This window comes from Stenotrophomonas sp. A3_2 (assembly GCF_036624925.1).
GTDB lineage: Bacteria > Pseudomonadota > Gammaproteobacteria > Xanthomonadales > Xanthomonadaceae > Stenotrophomonas > Stenotrophomonas hibiscicola.
In genome coordinates, this window is sequence record NZ_JAZKVY010000339.1 from 81,955 (window position 1) to 103,112 (window position 21,158).

General features: G+C 67.6%; 18 protein-coding genes and 1 pseudogene. 6 read left to right on the top strand and 13 right to left on the bottom strand.

What is annotated here, in order from left to right:
- Positions 1-13: 13 nt before the first annotated feature.
- The 4 genes from R5H29_RS17195 to R5H29_RS17210 form a co-directional block, all read right to left on the bottom strand.
- On the bottom strand, positions 14-1,225 hold the full coding sequence (locus R5H29_RS17195) for an OprO/OprP family phosphate-selective porin (RefSeq protein ID WP_049411264.1): 1,212 nt from the start codon (positions 1,223-1,225) through the stop codon (positions 14-16).
- Between the two features lie 196 nt (positions 1,226-1,421).
- Positions 1,422-2,111, bottom strand: coding sequence for an endonuclease III (gene nth, locus R5H29_RS17200; RefSeq protein ID WP_021204114.1), 690 nt, complete (start codon positions 2,109-2,111; stop codon positions 1,422-1,424).
- Positions 2,111-2,464 (bottom strand): hypothetical protein, encoded by a 354-nt coding sequence (locus tag R5H29_RS17205; protein WP_111097778.1) that lies wholly within the window; start codon positions 2,462-2,464, stop codon positions 2,111-2,113. Before R5H29_RS17205 ends, nth begins: the two co-directional genes overlap by 1 nt.
- Before the next feature lie 4 nt (positions 2,465-2,468).
- Positions 2,469-3,236 (bottom strand): enoyl-CoA hydratase/isomerase family protein, encoded by a 768-nt coding sequence (locus R5H29_RS17210; RefSeq protein ID WP_407073552.1) that lies wholly within the window; start codon positions 3,234-3,236, stop codon positions 2,469-2,471.
- A 183-nt stretch (positions 3,237-3,419) separates the two neighbouring features.
- On the opposite strand from R5H29_RS17210, the gene R5H29_RS17215 reads away from it, so the two are divergent.
- The 3 genes from R5H29_RS17215 to R5H29_RS17225 all read left to right on the top strand — a co-directional run bounded on the left by R5H29_RS17215 (position 3,420) and on the right by R5H29_RS17225 (position 6,001).
- Entirely contained in the window at positions 3,420-4,121 is a 702-nt protein-coding gene (locus tag R5H29_RS17215) for an FKBP-type peptidyl-prolyl cis-trans isomerase N-terminal domain-containing protein (RefSeq protein WP_005408797.1), read from the top strand.
- 177 nt (positions 4,122-4,298) lie between these two features.
- Positions 4,299-5,102 (top strand): CoA pyrophosphatase, encoded by an 804-nt coding sequence (locus tag R5H29_RS17220; protein ID WP_332329532.1) that lies wholly within the window; start codon positions 4,299-4,301, stop codon positions 5,100-5,102.
- On the top strand, positions 5,099-6,001 hold the full coding sequence (locus R5H29_RS17225; RefSeq protein WP_329847248.1) for a sulfurtransferase: 903 nt from the start codon (positions 5,099-5,101) through the stop codon (positions 5,999-6,001). Before R5H29_RS17220 ends, R5H29_RS17225 begins: the two co-directional genes overlap by 4 nt.
- 445 nt (positions 6,002-6,446) lie before the next feature.
- Here the strand turns inward: R5H29_RS17225 and R5H29_RS17230 are convergent, their stop codons facing one another.
- Entirely contained in the window at positions 6,447-7,013 is a 567-nt protein-coding gene (locus R5H29_RS17230) for an N-acetylmuramoyl-L-alanine amidase (protein ID WP_019659069.1), read from the bottom strand.
- Between the two features lie 72 nt (positions 7,014-7,085).
- Between R5H29_RS17230 and R5H29_RS17235 the strand changes: the two genes are divergently transcribed.
- Complete coding sequence (locus R5H29_RS17235) at positions 7,086-7,613, top strand: alpha/beta hydrolase (protein WP_024958728.1); 528 nt, start codon at positions 7,086-7,088, stop codon at positions 7,611-7,613.
- Between the two features lie 145 nt (positions 7,614-7,758).
- Positions 7,759-9,897 carry a bifunctional 23S rRNA (guanine(2069)-N(7))-methyltransferase RlmK/23S rRNA (guanine(2445)-N(2))-methyltransferase RlmL gene (gene rlmKL, locus R5H29_RS17240; RefSeq protein ID WP_332329533.1) on the top strand — a complete coding sequence of 713 codons (2,139 nt, stop codon included), beginning with the start codon at positions 7,759-7,761 and terminating at the stop codon, positions 9,895-9,897.
- A 155-nt stretch (positions 9,898-10,052) separates the two neighbouring features.
- Here rlmKL and R5H29_RS17245 read toward each other — a convergent pair whose 3' ends face one another.
- The 7 genes and pseudogenes from R5H29_RS17245 to R5H29_RS17275 form a co-directional block, all read right to left on the bottom strand.
- Positions 10,053-10,382 (bottom strand): DUF3325 domain-containing protein, encoded by a 330-nt coding sequence (locus R5H29_RS17245; protein WP_019659066.1) that lies wholly within the window; start codon positions 10,380-10,382, stop codon positions 10,053-10,055.
- Positions 10,379-12,001, bottom strand: coding sequence for a PepSY-associated TM helix domain-containing protein (locus R5H29_RS17250; protein ID WP_332329534.1), 1,623 nt, complete (start codon positions 11,999-12,001; stop codon positions 10,379-10,381). The genes R5H29_RS17245 and R5H29_RS17250 overlap by 4 nt, the downstream gene beginning before the upstream one ends.
- Complete coding sequence (locus tag R5H29_RS17255) at positions 11,998-12,312, bottom strand: DUF3649 domain-containing protein (RefSeq protein ID WP_010486186.1); 315 nt, start codon at positions 12,310-12,312, stop codon at positions 11,998-12,000. Before R5H29_RS17255 ends, R5H29_RS17250 begins: the two co-directional genes overlap by 4 nt.
- 106 nt (positions 12,313-12,418) lie before the next feature.
- A pseudogene (locus R5H29_RS17260) lies at positions 12,419-14,616 on the bottom strand (TonB-dependent siderophore receptor).
- 271 nt (positions 14,617-14,887) lie between these two features.
- Positions 14,888-16,174, bottom strand: coding sequence for a DUF445 domain-containing protein (locus R5H29_RS17265; protein ID WP_134734933.1), 1,287 nt, complete (start codon positions 16,172-16,174; stop codon positions 14,888-14,890).
- Between the two features lie 123 nt (positions 16,175-16,297).
- Entirely contained in the window at positions 16,298-17,176 is an 879-nt protein-coding gene (locus R5H29_RS17270; protein ID WP_019659062.1) for a hypothetical protein, read from the bottom strand.
- A gap of 63 nt (positions 17,177-17,239) precedes the next feature.
- Positions 17,240-18,592, bottom strand: a complete 1,353-nt coding sequence (locus R5H29_RS17275; RefSeq protein WP_111097880.1) for an aspartate aminotransferase family protein — start codon at positions 18,590-18,592, stop codon at positions 17,240-17,242.
- Between the two features lie 103 nt (positions 18,593-18,695).
- Between R5H29_RS17275 and R5H29_RS17280 the strand changes: the two genes are divergently transcribed.
- Positions 18,696-20,192 (top strand): aldehyde dehydrogenase, encoded by a 1,497-nt coding sequence (locus tag R5H29_RS17280; RefSeq protein WP_111097881.1) that lies wholly within the window; start codon positions 18,696-18,698, stop codon positions 20,190-20,192.
- Between the two features lie 170 nt (positions 20,193-20,362).
- Here R5H29_RS17280 and R5H29_RS17285 read toward each other — a convergent pair whose 3' ends face one another.
- On the bottom strand, positions 20,363-21,004 hold the full coding sequence (locus tag R5H29_RS17285; protein ID WP_058979502.1) for a hypothetical protein: 642 nt from the start codon (positions 21,002-21,004) through the stop codon (positions 20,363-20,365).
- Between the last annotated feature and the right edge of the window lie 154 nt (positions 21,005-21,158).

A 21,158-nucleotide genomic window follows, 5' to 3' on the forward strand; every position in this document is an offset into this window, starting at 1 on the left:
CAGGTGGCGGGACTTACCAGAAGAACTGCGCGCGGGCTTCCAGGATGTTGGGATCGTCGTTGACGAAACCGCGCGCCGTGGAGCTGTACTTCTTGCTGTCGACCATCACGTAGTTGAGCATCAGCTTGAAGTTGGAACGCAGGTACCAGTTCGCGCCCACGGTCCAGATGTCCATCTTGCCACCCAGCACGCCATCGACGATCGGCGGGCGACCGGCGACCGGATTGGCGGCGAGGTTGCCGTCATTGAGGTCCATGTGGTCGTAGCGCACGCCCAGCTGCCACTGGCCGCCGGCCGGGTTGTTCGGCAGGCCGGTGCCCGGGGTGCCGCCCTTGTAGCTCCAGGTCTCGCCGGTCACGTTCCACACGCCGCTGATGTAGTAGCCGTCGCTGGTGTAGTTGTCGTGGTCGTAGCGCTTGGCCTTGCTGGTGTAGTACTCGGCCTGGGCCTTGAACGGGCCCTGGAAGTACATGGCTTCGGCACCGATGGTGCTGACGCGGTCGGTGTCGGTCAGGTTGCCGCTGTCGACCAGGCGGGCAGTGGCGAGGTCGGCATTCGGACGCGCACGCACGCGCAGGGTGTCGGCGTCGGCGTCGTAGTTGACGTAGCTCAGGCCGAAGTGCAGGACCTGGCCCTTTTCATTGATCGGGGCCCAGGTGCCACGCGCGCCGTAGCCGCTGCCGTGGGCCAGGTTGCGGGTCAGCTCGCGGCCGAATGCGCTGGCGGTCACCGACCAGTTGTCCTGGCCGTAGCTGTACGCGCCGCCCAGGCGGCGGGCGATGGCATAGGTATTGGTGACCGCTGCCTTGGAAATGAAATCGTTGTTCTTGGTGCTGGACAGTTCTTCCAGGCTGTTGGGCTGCTTGAACTGGCCCAGCTGCAGGAAGTGGTTGGCGTTGCCCAGCAGCTTGTACTTCACGTTGGTGTCGAGGAACTTGTCGGCCTTGGCGTCATAGCCGACCACCCACTCCACATTGCCCGGGCCCTTGCCCTTGAGCACCAGCTCGGCGCGACGCAGTTCGAATTCGCTGTTCTTGCCGTTGCCGGCGTCGCCACCGTTGAGGTCCACCACATCGTTGTGGAACCAGTTGCCGTCGGCCTGGACCAGGCCTTCGAAGGTGATTTCCGAACCGCCGATCACGTCGATGGCGACTTCGGCGTGTGCAGCCGGCACATACAGCGCAGCAGCCACGGCCACCGTCAGGAGTTGGTGATGCAGTTTCATGGAGAGGAGCCTTGCAGGCAGGTGGGAAGATGCGCGCAGGCTAGAAGGTAAAGATTGCGTAAATGTGACAGTTCACGCGCGGCAGACATCCACCGCAGGCCCCGTCACGGCCGGGCCTGCCATTGAAACCGCTTGCGTATGACGCCCGGATTGCGCCTTGGTTGCAGTCGATCCACGCCCTGCATGGATGCGGCCGTCACTCGGCCGCGGTCTTGTCCTTGAACCGGCACAGGTCGGCGATCACGCAGCCCGGGCAGTCCGGCTTGCGCGCCTTGCACACGTAACGTCCGTGCAGGATCAGCCAGTGATGCGCGTCGAGCAGGAACTCGGCGGGGATCACCTTCACCAGCTTGTCTTCCACTTCGCGCACATTCTTTCCCGGGGCCAAGCCGGTACGGTTGGCGACGCGGAAGATGTGCGTGTCCACCGCCATTACCGGCTCGCCGAAGGCGGTGTTGAGCACCACGTTTGCGGTCTTGCGGCCCACGCCCGGCAGTGCTTCCAGCGCATCGCGATCGCGCGGCACTTCACCGCCATGCTTTTCCAGCAGGATCGCGCAGGTCGCAATCACGTTCTTCGCCTTGGCATTGAACAGCCCGATGGTGGAGATGTACTGCTTCAGCCCGTCCTCACCGAGCGCAAGGATCTTTGCCGGGGTGTTGGCGACCGGGAACAATCGGCGCGTGGCCTTGTTGACGCCGACGTCGGTGGCCTGCGCCGACAGCGCCACCGCCACCAGCAGCTCGAACGGCGAGCTGTACTCCAGTTCGGTCTTCGGGTGCGGGTTGAGTTCGCGCAGGCGGGTGAACATCTCCACCACGTCGGCGCGCGGCATCGTGCCGCCACGCCGCGCCGGGGCGCGTGCGGTTTTCTTCGTGGTCGCCATTACTGCTCCTTGCCGCTGGCGCGGGCCTTGGCCCGGGCGAGGATGGCTGCTGCTGCGGCGGGCAGGGCGGGCTTCACGTCCGGCGCCGGGCGCGGCGTGCGGCGCGCATCGCGCTCCGCCTCCCGGCGCGCCAGGCGTACCGCACGGGCGCGGTAGCGTTCGCGCGCGGCCCAGGCACGACGCAGCTGTTGCTGGGCCTGGCCGAGGCGATGCGGAAGATCCGGGTGCCCGGGCAGCAGCCGGTCATCACCAGGCTGGGCGACGTAGTCCATCAGCCCGGCCTGCAGCGCGCCATCGATATCGTCCGCCTGGACCTGGGCAAACAACTGGGCGGGATCGGGTCGGGAAGTCATGCCGTCAGCGGTTCTGGAAAGCGGGTGGGCGACGCTGCAGGAAGGCGCTGGTGCCTTCGCGCATGTCTTCGGTGGCGAACAGCAGCCCGAACTGCGCGCTTTCGTACTCCAGGCCCGCGTCCAGGCTGCATTCGCCGCCCACGTGCACCGCATCGAGCAGGCCACGCAGGGCCAGCGGGGCCGAGCGTGCCAGCTGGCGGGCAATGTCCTGCACGCGATTGTCCAGCGCGTCGGCGGGCACCACTTCGTTGACGATGCCCAGTTCCAGCGCACGCGCGGCGGTGATCGGCGCCCCCAGCAGGCACAGCTCCAGGGTGGTGGCGCGGCCGCACAGGCGCAGCAGGCGCTGGCTGCCGCCGAAGCCGGGGATCAGGCCGAGGTTGACTTCCGGTTGGCCGACCTTGGCGGTATCTGCGGCGATGCGCAGATGGCAGGCCATCGCCAGTTCCAGTCCACCGCCCAGTGCGAAACCATTCACGCGTGCGATGACCGGCTTCGGCATCCGTTCAATCTGGCGCATCAGGGCCTGGCCCAGCAGCGAGAAATCACGTCCCTGAACCGCGCTGAGTGTGTTCATCTCGGCGATGTCGGCGCCAGCCACGAACGCCTTGGGGCCCGCCCCGGTCAATACCACGACGCGCACCTCCGGATCGGCGGCGGCGTCCCTGAAGGCATCGGCCAGGGCCTGCAGGGTCGCGGCGTTAAGGGCATTGAGCTTGTCCGGGCGCTGGACGGTCACGGTGCGGATGGCGCCGTCGTCGGAGACAGCCATCAGAGCATCGGCCACGGGGAAAACTCCTGAAACGTTAAAAAAAAGTGATATTGAACTCTGCAAACGCAGGCGGGTCATAGCCTGCATCGTGAGTAGCGGTTACACGTTACGCCCGTTATCCTAACCCGTCGCCTCAGGGCGGCGCAGAACGTCCCTGAGTTACCACCCCTGGAGAACTGTTTGATGAAGTTGCGTTCTATCGCGGTCGCCGTCGCGGCCCTGGCCCTGACGGGCAATGCCTTCGCCCAGGACGTCTCGTCCGAAAAGGGCAAGCTGAGCTACTACTTCGGTTACGACTACGGCAACAACCTGGCGGAGCTGACCGGTCGTGGTGAGCAGCTGGACATCAACTCGGTGGTGAAGGGCCTGCAGGATGCCTACGCCAAGAAGCAGCCGGCGATCACCGCCGAGCAGCTGAAGCCGGCCGTTGAAGCGTTCCAGAAGCGCGAGCAGGGCCGTGCCCAGGCTGCCAAGGCCGAGTACGAGAAGGCTGCTGCCGAAAACAAGACCAAGAGCGATCAGTTCATCGCGGCGAACAAGGCCAAGGCCGGCGTGCAGTCGCTGCCGAGCGGCGTCCAGTACCGCGTGATCGAAGCTGGCAAGGGTGCCAAGCCGACCCAGGCCAGCACCGTGCAGCTGGAAGTGGCCGGTCCGTTCCCGTACGGCCAGCGCCCGACCGAAGCCCGCCCGGCCCAGCAGATCCCGTCGATCAAGGTCAGCGAAGTCGAAATGAAGGCCATGCGCGAGACCCTGCTGCAGATGCCGGCAGGCTCGAAGTGGGAAGTCACCCTGCCGCCGGACCAGGCCTACGGTGCCGATCCGCGCACCCCGTTCCCGCCGAACGTGGCTGTGCAGTTCGAGATCAAGCTGGTCAGCGTCAAGTAAATCGAAACAGCAAACGAAACGCGCCGGTGATCCCACCGGCGCGTTTCTGTTTGTGCAGCCCCTGGCGGTGAAACGCCTGCGCTGCGCGCGAGCGTCGACTGACAGTCGACTCTTCCGTTGGGCCGGGCCACCCGCGCAAATTCAGCCCGATCGCGCTACTGTTGGCGGGTGCAAACAATGGAAGAAACGGCGCGTGTTGTCGCAAGTCCCTGCATCGGAGTGTGCACGCTGGATCCGCACCGGCAATGCGCCGGCTGCGGGCGGCATATCGATGAGATCGCGCAGTGGTCGTCGATGAGCAACGAGGAACGCAGCCGCATCCTGCATCGCGTGCAGCCCCTGCGGCAACAACTGCAGCAGTCCCTGCGCGGATCGCTGGCCGACCACGAGCGCTTGGTGCGCGCGTTGCATCCTTTGGCCGAACCGCCGGCCGGCGACGGCTGGAACCGCAGCGAGCTGATCGACCTGCTGCCACCGGGGCCGCCTGTGGAGGCGGCGGTGCTGGCCGGCATCGTGCCGCGCGCCAATGGCGCACAGGTGATCCTCACCCGTCGCACCGAAACCCTGCGTACACATGGCGGCCAGGTCGGATTCCCCGGTGGCCGCACCGAACCCGATGACCGCGACGCGCTGGCGGCCGCGCTGCGCGAGAGCCAGGAAGAAATCGCATTGGCGCCCGGCCAGGTGCAGGCGCTGGGGTATCTCGATCCCTTCGTCACCATCACCGGCTACCGGGTCACGCCGGTGGTGGCGGTGGTCGATCCGGAGTTCGTGCCGGTGCCGCAGCCCAGCGAAGTGGCCGAAGTGTTCGAGGTGCCGCTGGACTACCTGATGGCCCCTGACAGCCTGCGCCAGGTCGAAATCAATCATCGCGGCCGCATCCGCCACGTTCTTGAGTACGGCTGGCCCGGCCAGCGCATCTGGGGGGCGACCGCGGCCATCCTCTACAACCTGCGTCGCCGCCTGGAGCAAGTGCAATGAACCCGATCAAGCAGCCGTGGACCACCCTGGTCGATGTCGACACCCTGGCCGCTGCACTGGGCGAAGGCGTACGCGTGGTCGACGCGCGTGCCACCGCCAGTACCGCCGTGCGCGTGGTCGATGCGCGTGCTTCGCTGGCCGACCCGCAGGCTGCGGGCGGCCAGTACCTGGCAGGACACATACCGACTGCGGTGCATGCCGATCTCAACCGTGATCTGTCCGATCTCAGCCGCGTCGGCCATGGTCGCCATCCATTGCCCGACAGCGATGCCTTTGCCGCGAAACTGGGGCAGTGGGGCATCGGCCTCGACACCCAGGTGGTGGTCTACGATGGCAGCGACGGCAGCATGGCCGCCTCGCGCCTGTGGTGGCTGCTGCGCCTGATCGGGCACACCAAGGTGGCTGTGCTCGATGGTGGTATCGCCGCGTGGCAGGCCGCAGGGCATCCTTTGGCGACGGGGCAGGGTGAAGTGACAGCGCTGCCTGCCTACCCGGGCCGCTTCGACACCACCCAGGTCGCCAGCGCCGATGAAATCACCGCGCGCCTGAAACATGCACCGGGCTGGTTGGTCGACGCACGCGCAGGTGAACGCTTCCGCGGCGAAGTGGAGCCGCTGGACCCGGTCGCTGGCCACGTACCCGGCGCGGTCAACCGCCCGTTTGCGTTGAACGTCGCCGACGGCCGCCTGCGCGATGCACAGGAACTGCGCGCCGAATTGCAGGGCGTGATCGGCAACCGCGATCCGCAGCAGGTGGTGCTGATGTGCGGCTCCGGCGTGACCGCCTGCCACCTGCTGCTGGCGATGGAAAGCGCAGGACTGAGCGGCGCGCGCATCTATGCCGACTCCTGGAGCGGCTGGGTGAGCGACAGCAGCCGCCCGGTGGCGACCGGCGCCTGAGCGATCCGAGCAGAAAGCAGTCGAGCGCGGAGCCTCTCCAGAGCCGAGCGGCCGGCTCCACGCGCATGGCGATGCCTTCAAATCATCGGCGCCCGCAGGTCATGGAGCGCGGCTCGACTCTACAAAGGCACCCTCCGATCGATTCGACTCCGTGCCGACCAACGGTCGGCACCCACCAACAGCGGCAGAAATCTGTCGAAGGCGGGGTGGGTCCGGTTGCGGGTGTCCGCGGCATGGATGCCGCGGCCAAGCCCCCAGGGGTGAGGGCGCTTTGCTTGCGAAGTACTGCTTCGCGAGCGCCCGAACGCACAGCCGCCAGCGGCTGGGCCGGCCTGGGGATTTACGGCGTCCCCCGCAACCGGGCCCACCCTGCCATCCCACGGATAGCCTGCTGTTGCCGGCCAGCGGCCGGCACTACCGCAGGTGCAGGGCGCAGCCCTGCCGCTTACCCAACCGGCTGCAGCGGCACCTTCGCCAGCACCCGCGCCCAAGGGAACAATGGGCCCGGGTCGCGTTTGCGTGCCACCCTCAGCGTCGGATCATCGCTGGCCGGCACCTGCTCCAGGTCCAGCTGGTCATGCCCGGCAATCCGCTGCAGCGACGGATAGCGCACCACCAGCACCTGCAGCAGCCGCTCCAGCGCTTTCAGTTGCGCCTCGGTGTAGGCCTCGTCCATCGCCTGGTGACGGCTGTCGAACCAGTGCGGGTAGCGCCCGGTATTGACCAGCTCGATGCCCAGCGTATGCGCGTTCATGCCGCGCACGTGGTGGGCCACGCGTTCGGGCGCAACGTACTGCACCACGCTGCCATCGCGGTCGATGTAGAAGTGCCCGCTGTTGCCGGCACCGCTGTCATACAGCACGCGCTCGCCGTACTCGCGGGCCGTCGCCAGATCGGGCAGCTCGGTGCAGTGGATCACCACCATCTCCAGCGTGGCCGGATCGCGCAGCGGCAGTCGGTCGTGGTAGGGCAGGGGCTGCAGCTGCAGGCCGGGCAGGAGCGGGTTGGGCATCCGGCGATGCTAGCATTGCGGCATGAACCTGCCTTCTCTTTCCTGGTTGGCCCGCGCCCACGGAGCACGCGCATGAGTCGCGGCCACTGCATCCTCTCCCATGGCTTCGAAAGCGGCCCGGAGGCGACCAAGGTCACCGCGCTGGCCGAGGTGGCCCAACGCCTGGGCTGGACCCACGAGCGCCCCGACTACACCGATCTGGACGCGATGAGCGAGGTCAGCCGGGTGGGCGACGTGCCGACCCGCCTGCGCCGTCTGGTTGAACGCGCCGCCATCGCTGCCCGTCAGGGGCCGGTGGTACTGGCCGGCTCCAGCCTGGGCGCCTACATTTCCGCCATCGCCTCGCTGCAGGTGCCGGTAGCCGGCCTGTTCCTGATGGTGCCGCCGACCACCATGGGCCCGATGCCGGCGCTGGACGCCGCTGCGGTGCCGACCACGGTGGTGCAGGCCTGGCATGACGACGTGGTACCGGCTGCCGGCGTGATTGCCTGGGCGCAGGCGCGTTCGGCGCAGTTGCTGCTGGTTGACGATGGCCACCGCCTGGAGCGCCACGTGGAGGCCTCTGCGCAGGCCTTCGAGCGCCTGCTGCGGCAACTGTGAAGCCGGGGCGCACGGCGCGCCCGCCCGCATTGACTACAATGGCAGCCCCGCCGCCCCCGGCGCGGGCCTGCCGGCCGTGCCTACGGCCCTCCTTTCCGACCGGCCCGGCCCCTGTGCCGCGCCCGACCACCTGCGAACCGACCCCGTGAAATTCTTCGTCTCCTGCGCCAAGGGCCTGGAATACCTGCTTGCCGATGAACTGTCGGCCCTGGGCCTTGCCAAGGCCACCGCCACCATTGCCGGCGTCAACGCCGAGGGCGAACTGGCGCAGGCGCTGCGGATCGTGATGTGGTCGCGCCTGGCCAGCCGCGTGCTGTGGCCGATCGACGAATTCGACTGCCCGGACGAGCAGGCCCTGTATGACGGCGTGCGTGCGCTGCCGTGGCACGAGCACATCACGCCGGAGATGACCCTGGCGGTGGACGCACACGTGTCCGGTGACAAGATCACCCATGCGCGCTTTGCCGCGCAGCGGATCAAGGACGCCATCGTCGACCGGATGCGTGATGAAGGCCTGGAGCGCCCCTCGGTCAACACCGACCTGCCCGATGTGCGCGTCAACCTGTCGCTGCGCAAGGGCCGTGCTTCGCTGTCGATCGACCTCGGCGGTGGCCCGCTGCATCGCCGTGGCTGGCGCGGTGCCGCCCACGAGGCGCCGCTGAAGGAAAACCTGGCCGCCGCGCTGCTGCTGCGCGCGCAGTGGCCGCGCCTGCACACCGCCGGAGGCGGCCTGCTGGACCCGATGTGTGGCAGCGGCACGCTGCTGATCGAAGGTGCACTGATGGCCGCCGACGTCGCCCCTGGCCTGATGCGGCATGGCAGCCTGCCGCCGAGCCGTTGGCTGGGCTTCGACAAGGCGGCCTGGAAGTCCATCCAGAGCGAAGCACGCGAGCGCGAAGCGGCCGGCCTGGCCGCGCTGAAGCCGGTCATCCATGGCAGCGATATCGACCCGGCCGCGATCCAGGCCGCCCGCGAGAATGCAGAGGTTGCCGGCGTCGCCCACGCGATCCGCTTCACCCGCGCCGATGTCGCCGACCTGGCCGCGCCCGAACAGGAGATCGGAGCGGTGGTCTGTAACCCGCCGTACGACGAACGCCTGGCTGCCGATCCGGCGTTGTACCGTGCACTGGGCAATGCCCTGCAGAAGGCCGTGCCGCAGTGGCGTGCCAGCCTGCTGTGCGGCAATGACGAGCTGGCCTTCGCCACTGGCCTGCGCGCCAGCAAGAAGTACCAGATGTTCAACGGTGCGCTGGAATGCGCGCTGATCGTCTGCGATCCGATTGCCGTGCCGGGTCGTGATCCGGCACAGCCGCGCGAGCTGAGCGAAGGCGCGCAGATGGTGGCCAACCGGCTGCGCAAGAACCTGAAGAAGTTCAAGAGCTGGCGTGCCCGCGAGGACATCACCTGCTTCCGCGCCTACGACGCCGACCTGCCGGAGTACGCGGCGGCCATCGACGTCTACGAGGAAGAGGGGGGCAGGCGCCGCACCTTCCTGCATGTGCAGGAGTACGCGGCACCGGCGGCGATTCCCGAGAACGACGTGCGCCGCCGCCGCAACGAGCTGCTGGCCGCCGCGCGCGAAGTATTCGGCGTGCCGCCGGAGCAGGTGTCGATGAAGTCGCGCGAGCGCGGCAAGGGCGGCAGCAAGTACGGCCGCTTCGAGCAGCGCGACGAGTTCATCGTGGTGCGCGAGAACCATGCACTGCTGCAGGTGAACCTGTTCGACTACCTGGACACCGGCCTGTTCCTTGACCATCGCCCGCTGCGCCGGATGATGGCCGAGCAGGTGCGTGGCAAGCGTTTCCTGAACCTGTTCTGCTACACCGGCGTGGCCAGCGTGCAGGCCGCCGTGGCCGGTGCCGCCAGCACCACCAGCGTCGACCTGTCGGCCACCTACCTGCAGTGGTGCTACGACAACCTTGCGCTGAACGGGCAGGGGGGCAACCAGCACCTGCTGGTCCAGGCCGACGCGATGGCCTGGCTGGAAGGCGACCGCGGCCAGTACGACGTGATCTTCTGTGATCCACCGACTTTCTCCAACTCCGCCCGCGCCGATGATTTCGACGTGCAGCGCGAACAGGTGAAGCTGCTGCGGGCGGCGGTGGCCCGGCTGGCACCGGGTGGCGTGCTGTACTTCTCCAACAACTTCCGCCGCTTCAAGCTGGAAGAGAACGCCATCGCCGAATTCGCCCAGTGCCGCGAGATCACCGCACGCACCATCGGTCCGGATTTCGAGCGCAACGCGCGCATCCACCGCGCATGGGAACTGAAGCGGCTGGGGTAAGCCCGGTAGTGCCGGCCGCTGGCCGGCAACGGTGTCAGATCCGCAAAGGGTTCATGAGGTGCCGGCCAGCGGCAGGCACTACCCCTGTCTGGCCGGTGGATCCACGCCATGCCTGGATGGTTGTTCAGTAGATCCACGCCATGCGTGGATGGCGGTTACAGCAACGCCACCACCAGCCCCAGCGCCGGCAGCGTGATCGCCAGCGGTGCGATCCACTTCGGCCGGTACGGATACAGCCCGAACGAGAGTGCCACGCCGCACATGGTCATTGCGCCCAGCCACAGCACCGGGCCCATCGCCCAGCCGTGATCGGCCACGCACAACGCGAACGCCACCGTCAGCAGGGCCCAGCCCAGCACCCGCCACTGCGTGCGCCGTGCCGGGCTGGCCGCAGCCTTGCCGTGCAGGTCGTACTGGTGTCTTTCCATCGCCAGCGACAGCGCGGTGAACGCGGAAAACGACAGGGTCAACGCCAGCAGCATCATGCACTGGCCTCCGCTTCGGCGGTTTCGACCACAGCCACTGGCGCCGCCGCCGCACGCTTCTTCTTCTCGGCCGCGCTCAGCGGTGGCGTCCAGCGCTGCATGCGCCAGCCGCACATCGCCAGCATTGCGCCGAAGACGATCATCGAAAGATCGACGCCGGCCAGTACCCAGTCGCCGTTGCGCAGGGTGTTGCCCAGGTGCGCATGCGTGGTCAACGCATTGACCACCGGCACCAGTGCGAACGCGGCCGCGCCCAGGTAGAGCTGCCACGCCCACATCATTCGCTTCGGCCAGATGAAGGCGGCCAGCAGCGCGCCGGCCCAAGCGTAGAAGAATACGTTGGCCTCCGCACTCGCGCGCTCGGCGATGTCCAGCGGCAGCAGGCGGTTGCCCCAGAAGTACGCCGCGAAGGCGATCGGCAGGCCAGCCACGGTGCCGATGTTGAGCGCATCGACCAGGCGAAGGCCGAAGCCGGTGCGTCCACTCTTGGCATGCTTCGGTCGTTCCTTCACCGCCCACAGCACCACGCCGCTGGCGACCATCAGGCAGCCCACCAGACCGGACAGGAAGAACAGTGCACGCAGGCCCCAGTCCGCAAAACGCGCCAGGTGCAGGCCGTACAGCACACCACGGGTGGCGGTGGCACCGCCCGATGGCGGCGTTTCCTCAAGCAGAGCACCGCTGACCATGTCGTAACGCACGGCCGGGGTGTCGATGGACAGGCGCTTGCCATCGCGCTGGCGGATGTCGATCACCGCATTGGCCGCCCCCGGATTGGACACGGTGAAACCGGCCACCTCCACGCCGTGCCAATGCGCGCGTGCGCTGTCCAGCAACTGTGCGATCGGCAGCGGCGTGGCGCGGCCCTCGGCGGGCGAGGTCACTTCCGGAAGGCCGCCGAAAGCCTCGCTGATGAATTTGTCCTCGTCCTGGGGGTAGGCGACCTTCACTCCCCACGGCAGGTACATGATCATCAGGGTGACGATGCCGGTGTAGGTGATCATCGCGTGGTACGGCAGCGCCATCACCGCGCTGACGTTGTGGAAGTCGAGCCAGGAGCGCAGGCCCTTGTCCTTGCGGAAGGTGAAGAAGTCCTTGAAGATCTTCTTGTGGGTGATCACGCCGGTGATGATCGCCACCAGCATGAACATCGCGCAGAACCCGACCAGGTAGCGCGCCCAGTACACCGGGATGTAGTGCAGGTCGAAGTGCAGGCGGTAGAAGAAGTCGCCTCCACGCGTCTCGCGCGCCTTCAGTGCCTGGCCGCTGTTCGGGTCCAGCGTGGCGTCGCCGAAGCCACCGCGGCGGCCACGGCTGGGGTCGGCCAGTTCCGGTGGCTGCCGCCAGAACATCTGCATGGCCGGGTTGCGCGGCTGCGGCAGGGTGACGAACCAGTTCTCGGCGTGGCTCGCATTGGCCTGCAGGTAGGCCACCGCGCGCTGCGCGGCCACGTCGATGCTGACGTTGCTGGACGGCAGCTCCGGGCGCATCCAGCGGCTGATTTCCTCGCGGTAATAGCTGGCGGTGCCGGCCATGAAGATCAGCAGCAGCAACCAGCCGACCAGCAGGCCGGTCCAGGTGTGCAGCCAGGCCATCGACTGGCGGAATCCGTTCTTCATGCCCAGGCCCCCAGCATGCGCGCGATGGCAGCCATCAGCAGGGCGGGGGCGAGGATGCCGACCCACGCACGCAGCGCGCTGCGGGTGGCGAACGCCCACAACGCCGCGCAGGCGGCGACCAGGATCGCCAGCAGCATGCCGGTCAGCACGGTCTGGCCGCGCGCGCCGGGCAGCGCCACCGCGCAGAACACGCTGGTCACCGAGGCCAGCGCATAGCCGCCGAAGATCGCGGCCAACGAACGTGACAGCACGCCCCAGCGCGGGTTGGAGAAGAAGGTGCGGGGGCTGGCGGTTGCGGGCGAGCGGTCCACGGCGTTCCTGCAGGTTTCAGTGGAAGAGGGCCGGCGCACCGCAGTGCGCCGGAGGAGGCCATCCCTGGCCTGGCACCGGTCGCAGAACCGGTGCCATCCATCAGGGTCAGAGCTTCCAGCGCAGCGTCACGGTGACATTGCGTGGTTCGCCCCAGTACACGCCGTTGTAGAAACCGACGTTGTTGAAATACTTCTTGTCCAGCAGGTTGTTGATGTTCAGCTGGGCGCTGAAGTTCTCGTTGAAGCGGTAGCCGCCGGCGAGGTTGACCAGGTAGAACGCGTCCTGGGTGATCCTGGCCTTGCTGCGGTCGGGTTTGGTGCTGGTATTCCAGATGCTGCTCTGCCAGGTCACGCCACCACCCAGCCAGAAGCGGCCGTCGATACCGCCAGGGCGCCAGCTGGTGTTGAGCCGGAAGGTATCCTGCGGGGCGGTGGTCCGCTGCAGCACGCCGTCCTTGTTGCGGATGACGGTGTGGCGAAACCGGCCGAGACGTTCCACTGCTCGCCGATGCTGCCCTGGGTTTCGATCTCCCAGCCCTTGACCTTGTTGCCCTTGCCGGTGGAGCGGTAGGCCTGGCTGCCGTCGGGCAGCGAGTTCACCGGCACCGAATCATCGATCTCGGCGACGTTGTCCTGCTTGCCCTCGAACACGGCGGCCGAGGCATTGAGCAGGCCGCCGAAGAACTCGGCCTTGACGCCTGCTTCGTACATGTTGCCGACCACCGGCTCCAGGTAGTTGCCATTGCGGTCGCGGTAGTTCTGCGGCTTGAAGATGTCGGTGTAGCTGACATAGCCGCTGAAGATCGAATTGAAGTCGAAGACCAGGCCGGCATACGGGGTGAGCATGTCGTCCGGCCTGTAGCCGGTGCGGGTGGTGCGATTGCGGTTGCCATTGGCATCGTAGCCATAGGCCCAGCTGCGGGTTTCCCAGCTGCCGTAGCGCGCGCCTGCCACCGCCAGCAGCGGGTCGGCCAGGCGCAGCCGCGCGGCAACGTAGGCTGCGCGCTGGCGCAGTTCATTCTGCGAAGACAGCCTGCCCAGGCGGGTCACCGGCAGCACCGGCACATTGCCGGTCCAGTGGCGCCAGTCCGGCACCACGGCATAGGCATCGTCGTAGTCGAAGTCCATGCCTTCCGACTCGCCCTTGCGCACCGACTGGCCCAGGCCGAACACCAGTTCGTGCTCGCGACCGAACAGCTGGAACGGGCCGCCGACGTTGACGTCGAACACGTCCATCGTGCTGTGCTCGTTGAAGTGAGAGATGTAGGCGGTGACGCCGGTTCCATCGGCACGCGGATTGCCGGCGGCGCCGTACCAGACGCTGCCGTCGGTATCACGCACGGCGTGGCTGATATTGCCCTTCACCGACCAGCCGTTGCCGAGCTGCTGCTCCAGCCGCGCGAAGCTGGTCTTCTCCACGATCGGCCAGGCGCTCCACGAGGCCGACAGGTTGGTCGAGCGAGGCAGGTTGGCTGGCGTGCCATCGGCGCCCCAGTACGGCACCACGCCCCAGGTCACGCCGGTGGTACGCGGCGACTGGTATTCGTAGCCCACTTCGAACAGCGTGCTGTCGCTCAGGTCGGCCTGCACGATGCCGTAGAACACATCCTTGTCGAGCGAATAGACATCACGGAATGAATCGCTCTGCTGCTTGGCCGCGACCACGCGCGCACGGATGCGGCCGTCCCAGGCAACCGGACCACCGAGATCGGCTTCCAGGCGGCGGTTGCCCCAGCGTCCCACGGTGAGGTTGGCGCCCATCTGGAAGGTGTCGGTGGGGCGCTTGCGGATCATGCTGATGGTGCCGGAGGGATCGCCGGCGCCGGTGGTCAGGCCGGTGGCGCCACGGATCACCTCGATACGCTCGTAGATCACGCTGTCGGTGTTGGTCTTGACCGAGCCACCGAACGTGTTGAGCATGCCGTCGATCTGGAAATTGTCGATGGTGTAGCCGCGCGAAACATAGTTGATGCGCTCGCTGTCGGTGACCGACACGCTGACGCCGGTCACCTGGCCCATCACGTCCGACAGCGAGAACAGGCCCATGTCGTCCAGGCGCTGGCGGGTGATCACGGTCACCGACTGTGGCGTCTCGCGCAACGACAGGTCCAGCCTGGTCGCGCTGCGCGCGTTCTTCACCGTGTAGCTGTTCGGAATCTCGCCATCGGCGGTCACCTTCACGGTGTCCAGCGTGCGCGCGGAAGATTCAGCGGTGCCGTCGGCGTGTGCCAGCGGAGCGATCATCAGTGCGGTCACGGCCAGGGCCAGCAGAGAGGGACGAGGGAGGTTGAGCGGCATTGCCATCGGTGCGATTCCATGCAGGACGAAACAGGCGATGGAATGCGCAGACGCAGCAACCGCGCGCTCCGCGCACGTCGCCCAGCGAGTCCCATCGACGGTGCGCCACCCGCGCAGTGCGGGCGACCCGGTAGTCGGGGGATGTACACGGGCGAAGGGGCGGGTGGGTGCGTGCTTCCGTGCCCCGCTTGGCTAAGCGTACAACCGATTAGCAAATGATAGGCATTCTCATTTCGTTAATCAAGCGTGACGGCACCCGCTCCCGTGCAGGGAGGCTTCAGAAGTGGAAAAGGACCGTCGCAGCGTGCAGCAGCAGGCCGATCAGCCCGCCGACCAGGGTGCCGTTGAAGCGGATGAACTGCAGGTCACGGCCCACGCTCAGTTCCAGCTGTTCGACCAGGTGCCGCTCGTCCCAGCCCTTCACGGTCTGCGCGATATGCGTGGTGACGCCCTCGCGCAGGCGCCCGGTCAGGCGCTGCGCACCTTCCATCAGATGCTGGTTCAGTGCCTCGCGCAGCGCCGGGTCGGCCTGCAGGCTGGCACCGAGCGAACCCAGGCTGCGCTGCAGGTGGCCGACCAGCGCCGAATCCTCGCGCTGCAGGTCCGCCCGCAGGCTGGCGTGGATGCGCGCCCACAGCCCCTGCACGTACTCCTGCAGGGCCGGGTGGTCGATCATTTCCTGCTTGAGCTGCTCGATGCGCTCGGCCAGCGCCGGATCCTCGCGCAGGCGCTGCACGTAGTTCTGCAACCAAGTCTCGTAGTCCTGGCGCAGCGGATGCTGCGGCTCGGCCAGCACCTGCTGCAGCTCTTCCAGCACCGCGCGGGCCAGGCGTTCGGCCAGGCTGTCGCCGATCTCGTCGATCGGCTTGACCCAGTTCACCGTGCTCGACAGCGTCGGCCATTCGCGCTGGATGTAACGCACGATCAGCTGCGAGGCGCGCTCCTTCACTTCCGGCTGCTCCAGCCAGCGTCCCAGGCGCTGCAGGCCCTCGTCCAGCACGCGCTGGTGGCGCCCATCGGCGGTCAGCAGGGCCAGCAGCTCACCGGCGGTGGCGGCGGCATTCCACTGCCGCAGCTGCTGCACCACAAAGGCGTGCAGCTGGCGGCGTACGGCGGTTTCGTCGAAGAAATCCAGTGCCTGCAGCGCCCAGCCGCGGGCCATGTCGGCCAGCATGCGCGAGCGTGCCGGGTCGGCCAGCCAGCTGCCGAGGCGGCTGGCCGGATCGAACACCTGCAGCTTGGCCAGCAGCACCCCCGGCTCCAGGAACTGGTCGCGCACGAACAGCGCAAGGCTGTCGCCGATGCGTTCCTTGCTGCGCGGGATGATCGCGGTGTGCGGGATCGGCAGGCCCATCGGCCGCCGGAACAGCGCGACCACAGCGAACCAGTCGGCCAGCGCGCCCACGGCCGCTGCTTCGCAGAAGGCCGAGACCCAGGCCCAGATGCCGCGCTCGCCCTGCCAGTGGCTGATCGCGAATCCGGCCAGCATCAACAGCAGCAGGCCCAGTGCGAGGGCTTTCAGGCGCCGCAGCTGGGCGCGGCGCGGATCGTGGGCAGGCGTCATTGCACGAGTCTAACCGCAGCCCGGTGATGCCTGCCTGTAGAGCCGAGCCCATGCTCGGCTGCCTTGCGCGCGGCAAACCGCAGCCGAGCAGGGGCTCGGCTCTACATGAGAGGTTCGCGTTTTTTAAAGCGCTTCCAGCTGCTTGCGCAGCGCGGCCAGCTGCGCGCGCAGGGTGTCGTTCTCGCGGGTCAACGCGACCACGCGGCGGCGCAGGGCCGGGGCATCCTCGCCCAGCTGTTCCAGCGCCAACAGCACTTCGGCATCGCGGCTGGCGATCTCGTCCTCATTTGCCTCCTCGAAATCCATCTCGGCTGCTTCCGGCTTCGGCGCGCGCGGCTTGCGCTTGGACTCGCGCACGCGCTTGGCGGCCTGCTTCAGCTCGTCCTTGCCACCGGCGGCGGCAGCGCGCTGCTCCTCTTCGGGCAGGTCGGCCACGGCCGCAGCGGCGCTGATCGAGATCACGCCGGCCTTCACCGCCTCCACCACTTCGGGTGCAGCCTGGGCATGGATGCGCTCGATCATGCCGACCTGGCTGGTACTCAGCTTGGCTTCGCGGGCCAGCTCAGCACGGCTGAGCTTCGGGGCCGGCTCCCACGGCGGGCTGTCTTCGCCGCCTTCGTCGGTGATGTCCGCGGTGCCGTCGCTCTCGCGCTGCAGCTGCGCCTGCTCGACCTGCTTGCGGGCGGCCAGGATGTCGCGCTTGCGCAGCGCCAGCACGCCGCGCTGGAAGTCGGACACGCTGCGACGGCCCAGGTGCTGCTCGATCATCCACAGGTGCACGTCTTCCATGCTCTGGAAGCGGGTGTTCTGTACGGTGTTGAAGGGCAGGCCATGCTTCTGGCAGATGCCGAAGCGGTTGTGGCCGTCGACCAGTACGTTGCCCCACAGGACCAGCGCGTCACGACAGCCCTCGGCCAGGATGCTGCGCTCCAGCGCGTCATGTTCGTCCGCAGTCAGCGGGTCGATATAGGCCTTGAGTTCTTCTTTGACGACGATATCCATGGGCACGGCAGCGAGCAGGAGCGGAACCGCCCATTGTACCCGCTCGCCGCCGCCGGCCAGGGCTCAGGCGGTGGCCCGGATCATCTCGCCCAGCGTGCCGGTGATCTGGTCGATCTGCGCCTTGTCCACGATCAGCGGGGGCGACAGCGCGATGATGTCACCGGTACAGCGCACCAGCAGCCGGCCATCGTGGAAGCAGCGCCGGAACACCTCGTAGCCGCGGCTGCCGGGCATGTCCCGGCGTGGCGCCAACTCGACCGCCCCGACCAGCCCGAAGTTGCGGATGTCGATCACGTTGGGCAGGCCCTGCAGCGCATGCAGCCGTTCCTGCCAGTATTCGCCCAGTTCGATGGCCCGCTCGAACAGGCGCTCCTCGGCGTAGACCTCCAGAGTGGCCAGCGCGGCCGCACAGGCCAGCGGGTGACCAGAGTAGGTATAGCCGTGGAACAGCTCGATGGCCTGCGGTGGCGCCTGCATCAGCGTAGCGTGCACCGCATCGCTGGCCAGCACGCCGCCCAGCGGCACCGCGCCGTTGCTGACCGCCTTGGCGAAGGTCAGCAGGTCGGGGGTGACCCCGAAGCGCTGTGCGGCGAAGGGCATGCCGACCCTGCCGAAGCCGGTGATGACCTCATCGAACACCAGCAGGATGCCGTGGTGATCGCACAGCTCGCGCAGGCGCTGCAGGTAGCCCGGCGCCGGCAGGATGACCCCGGCGGACCCAGCGATGGGCTCGACGAAGACCGCCGCGATGGTCGAGGCGTCATGCAGCGCGATCAGCCGCTCCAGGTCGTCGGCCAGTTCAGCGCCCTGGCGCGGCAGGCCCCTGCTGAATGCATTGCGCTGCAGGTCCAGGGTGTGGCGCAGGTAGTCCACGCCGCCCAGCTGCAGGCCGAACGCCCTGCGGTTGTTGGGCAAGCCGCCTAGTGCCATGCCGCCGAAGCCGACGCCGTGGTAGGCCTTCTCGCGGCTGATGAAGCGCGTGCGCTGGCCCTCGCCGCGCTGGCGGTGGTAGGCCAGCACGATCTTCATCGCGGTATCCACCGCCTCCGAGCCGGAGCTTGTGAAGAACACATGGTTCAGGGGCGTTGGTGCCAATGCGGCCAGCCGCTGCGCCAGCGCGAATGCCGGCGGCGAGCCCATCTGGAAGGCGGGCGAGTAATCCAGCGTGCGTGCCTGCTCGACGATGGCCTCGACGATGCGCGGCCGCGCGTGGCCGGCGTTGCAGCACCACAGGCCGGCGGTACCGTCGAGGATCTGGCGGCCGTCGACATCCTCGTAGTGCATGCCCTCGGCACGCACCAGCACACGCGGCGCCGCCTTGTACTGGCGGTTGGAGGTGAACGGCATCCAGTACGCCTCCAGTGATTCCGGGCGCTGGGTAGCAAGGTCGTGCAGGTCGCTTCCGGGACGCTTCATGCCAGCTCCGTCGGGTCCGATGAGGGAAATGTAGCGCAGCCACGTCACGGTGAAGTCGCGGTCGCGCCGGTATAACCGGGGAAACTGTTCCGTGGAGCCCGACATGGCCGACTTTCCCCACCGCAGCCACTGGCAGGCGTTGTCGCAGCAGCTTTCGATGCCCGGCCAGGCCTTCATCGATGGCCGCTACACCGACGCCGCCAGCGGCGCCCGCTTCGACTGCATCAGCCCCATCGATGGCCGTGTGCTCGCGGCGGTCGCCGACTGCGATGCACAGGACGTGGAGCGCGCAGTGCTGGCGGCGCGGCGTGCCTTCGATGCGGGCCACTGGTCGCAGGCCAGCCCGGCGCATCGCAAGCGCGTGTTGCTGGCGCTGGCCGCGCTGGTGGAGAAGCACGCCGATGAGCTGGCGCTGCTGGAAACCCTGGATATGGGCAAGCCGGTGCGCGACGCACGCCGTATCGACCTGCCCGGCGTGGTGCGCTGCCTGGCCTGGACCGCCGAAGCGGTGGACAAGCTGTACGGGGAAATCGCGCCGACCGGCCCACACGAGCTGGGGCTGGTCACGCGCGAGCCTGCCGGCGTGGTGGCGGCGGTCGTGCCATGGAATTTCCCGTTGCTGATGGCCTGCTGGAAGATCGCGCCGGCACTGGCGATGGGCAATTCGGTGGTCCTCAAGCCGTCCGAGCGTTCGCCACTGTCGGCGTTGCGGCTGGCGGCGCTGGCGGCCGAGGCGGGCCTGCCGGACGGAGTGCTGAACGTGCTGCCCGGCCATGGTGCGCGCGTGGGCGAGCCCTTGGCGCTGCACATGGATGTGGACGTGCTGGCCTTCACCGGTTCCACCGCCACCGGTGCGAAGCTGCTGGAGTATGCAGGACGGTCCAACCTCAAGCGGGTCTGGCTGGAATGCGGTGGCAAGAGCCCCCACCTGGTGTTCGCCGACGCGCCGGACCTGGACGCAGCGGCCAAGGCCGTGGCGCAGGGCATCTTCTTCAACCAGGGCGAAGTCTGCACCGCTGGCTCGCGGCTGCTGGTGCAGCGCTCGATCCGTGAGGACTTCGTGCACCAGGTGATTGCCTATGGCCAGCACATGCAGCCCCGCCATCCACTGGAGGCCGATGCACCGATGGGTGCGCTGGTCGACGCCGCGCACGTGGACAAGGTGCTGGCCGATATCGCCCGTGCCGAAGGCGAGGGCGCTCGTCTGCTGATGGGGGGCCATCGGGCCGAGGTGGAGTCCGGCGGCTGCTACGTGCAGCCCACGGTGTTCGACCAGGTGCGTCCGGACCACGCGTTGGCACGCGAGGAAGTGTTCGGGCCAGTGCTGGCCGTGCTTGGTTTCGACGACGAGGCCGAAGCGGTGCGCGTGGCCAATGACAGCCGCTATGGATTGGCGGCGGGCCTGTGGACGCGTGACCTGGGCCGCGCCCATCGTGTCGCACGCCAGCTGCGCGCCGGCAGCGTCTGGGTGAACGGCTGGGACGGTGGTGACATGACCGCCCCGTTCGGTGGCTACAAGCAGTCCGGCAACGGCCGGGACAAATCGCTGCATGCGTTCGACAAGTACAGCGAGATCAAGGCCACCTGGATCCAGTTGTAACGACGCGCCCGCCGAGCGCTTTTCGTAGAGCCGAGCCCACGCTCGGCTGCTGTTTGCTCTTTGTAGAGTCGAGCCATGCTCGACTGCTCTTCGCGAAATGCAGCCGAGCATGGCTCGGCTCTACAAAATGCGAAAAGCCGTCGAGCAAGCTCGACGCCACAGTAATGCGACTACCGGCAACGCGCGCTCACCTGCAGCACCGCCGCACGCAGCATGTCGCGGTCGGCTTCTTCGACGGCGTTCTGGAAATAGTCCATGTCCTGCTTGCCCAGCTCGCACGGGTCGACGATGTAGCCCGGTGGCCACAAACCCAGCAGTTGCGCGACGCCATGCACGATCTGCTCGGGGGTCATCTGCCGACGGATCGGGAAGTAGTTGCGGCGCGCCGCGAATGCCGGGTGTATCTCGCGGCGACCAATAAGACGCGGAGCGACACCCGCAGCGCTGATGCCGTCACCACCGTCGATGCTGCCCGCAGGCAGACTCAGGATCAGTGGCGCCACCGCAGCCGCGTTTTCCGCGGCAGGCTGGGCGCTGTCTGCCTGCGCAACCGGGGCAGGGCGGGGCATCACCGATGCGGCCGGACGCGTCATCTGTGCGGAGGGCAAGGTGGGCTGCTTGGCTACCGGCGTCGGCAGTTCCGGTGGCAGCCAACGCAGCAAGATCCGTGGGCCGTCGTCGCTGCGCAGTTCGATCCGGCCGCTGTCCAGCAGCCACAGCGCAAGCCCGCCATGCACCAGCAGTACCACCAGCCACGCCGCCATCCGCGGCAGCTTCGGCGAATCGGACCACGACAGCGCGACTGCAGTCATCGGCAAAGCGTCCATGCAGGGACCGGTGGCGCAGCCTAGCGGGTGGCCCGAAAAATTCCGTTGGCATCGGTGTCGGCTGAAACCATCGCCCCGTGCGGCCATCGGCCCGTGGCAGAATCGGGCGATCCGCCGTTACCCGTGTTGCCGATGTCGA

Coding starts and splice junctions, on each gene's coding strand:
- R5H29_RS17195 (WP_049411264.1), bottom strand. CDS start 1,225: ATGAAACTGCATCACCAACTCCTGACGGTGGCCGTGGCTGCTGCGCTG.
- nth (WP_021204114.1), bottom strand. CDS start 2,111: ATGGCGACCACGAAGAAAACCGCACGCGCCCCGGCGCGGCGTGGCGGC.
- R5H29_RS17205 (WP_111097778.1), bottom strand. CDS start 2,464: ATGACTTCCCGACCCGATCCCGCCCAGTTGTTTGCCCAGGTCCAGGCG.
- R5H29_RS17210 (WP_407073552.1), bottom strand. CDS start 3,236: ATGGCTGTCTCCGACGACGGCGCCATCCGCACCGTGACCGTCCAGCGC.
- R5H29_RS17215 (WP_005408797.1), top strand. CDS start 3,420: ATGAAGTTGCGTTCTATCGCGGTCGCCGTCGCGGCCCTGGCCCTGACG.
- R5H29_RS17220 (WP_332329532.1), top strand. CDS start 4,299: ATGGAAGAAACGGCGCGTGTTGTCGCAAGTCCCTGCATCGGAGTGTGC.
- R5H29_RS17225 (WP_329847248.1), top strand. CDS start 5,099: ATGAACCCGATCAAGCAGCCGTGGACCACCCTGGTCGATGTCGACACC.
- R5H29_RS17230 (WP_019659069.1), bottom strand. CDS start 7,013: ATGCCCAACCCGCTCCTGCCCGGCCTGCAGCTGCAGCCCCTGCCCTAC.
- R5H29_RS17235 (WP_024958728.1), top strand. CDS start 7,086: ATGAGTCGCGGCCACTGCATCCTCTCCCATGGCTTCGAAAGCGGCCCG.
- R5H29_RS17245 (WP_019659066.1), bottom strand. CDS start 10,382: ATGATGCTGCTGGCGTTGACCCTGTCGTTTTCCGCGTTCACCGCGCTG.
- R5H29_RS17250 (WP_332329534.1), bottom strand. CDS start 12,001: ATGAAGAACGGATTCCGCCAGTCGATGGCCTGGCTGCACACCTGGACC.
- R5H29_RS17265 (WP_134734933.1), bottom strand. CDS start 16,174: ATGACGCCTGCCCACGATCCGCGCCGCGCCCAGCTGCGGCGCCTGAAA.
- R5H29_RS17270 (WP_019659062.1), bottom strand. CDS start 17,176: ATGGATATCGTCGTCAAAGAAGAACTCAAGGCCTATATCGACCCGCTG.
- R5H29_RS17275 (WP_111097880.1), bottom strand. CDS start 18,592: ATGAAGCGTCCCGGAAGCGACCTGCACGACCTTGCTACCCAGCGCCCG.
- R5H29_RS17280 (WP_111097881.1), top strand. CDS start 18,696: ATGGCCGACTTTCCCCACCGCAGCCACTGGCAGGCGTTGTCGCAGCAG.
- R5H29_RS17285 (WP_058979502.1), bottom strand. CDS start 21,004: ATGACTGCAGTCGCGCTGTCGTGGTCCGATTCGCCGAAGCTGCCGCGG.